The sequence below is a fragment of the Haloferax sp. s1 genome, from assembly GCF_058382125.1.
This window is the reverse complement of record NZ_JBZRPK010000031.1, coordinates 1-641: the sequence shown is the minus strand read 5'-3', so window position 1 is coordinate 641 and position 641 is coordinate 1. Positions and strand designations below refer to the sequence as shown.

At 64.3% G+C, this 641-nt stretch carries 1 protein-coding gene and 1 pseudogene; one reads left to right on the top strand and one right to left on the bottom strand.

Annotated elements, in window-relative coordinates; genetic code table 11:
* Positions 1 to 200 (bottom strand): DUF7472 family protein (locus QT222_RS00180; RefSeq protein ID WP_491475918.1); only part of this gene is annotated, 200 nt, incomplete at its 3' end.
* Positions 201 to 419: 219 nt separating this feature from the next.
* Here QT222_RS00180 and QT222_RS00175 point away from each other — a divergent pair.
* Positions 420 to 641 (top strand): annotated as a pseudogene (locus QT222_RS00175) (SWIM zinc finger family protein); the annotation flags it as partial.

The following is a 641-nucleotide window of genomic DNA, read 5'->3' as shown; positions in this document are numbered from 1 at the left end:
GGGAAAGGGCACACGAAAAGGCCAGACCGTCCGAGCAGGAACGAGACGACGCGATGAGAGCATGAAAGGGCTAGGCCGGCGGGGGAGGCGAGGCCACTCTGATTGAAGGTCGAACCGATGCCGACGATGAGGGTGATAAACACCCCGACCGCGACGATGGAGACGGCAATCTTCCGACGCATCTCCGCTTCGAGAGCCATGCGACGACGTATCCGCGGCCATTCTAAAAGGTCTTCGATGGGCGGATGGCCGACGAGAGCCACTCACGCGGCCGATTTTCTACGCGAAACGAGGGTTTAGGTCGCTCGGGGACCTATATTTTTGTGACGGAAACTGACCCCTGACCAGCCGCTGGTACGGGTCGAAAACCGCACCACACCATGACGCACACTGCACACACACCCGCGTCGACTCGCCCGGTGCGCCGCAAGACCACACTCGAATCGGACGGGTTGACCGGTCGCGCACGCCGCGCCCGCACCGAGCCGATGGCCGTGCGACCGCTCCGCGACGGTCGCTACGTCGCCGAAACCGACTGTGGAACCTACGTCGTCGACGTGGAAGCCCGAACCCGCACCTGCCCCGACCACGCCACCCGACACACCCCCCGTCAACATCCCCGCCGCCTCGCCACCGAGATT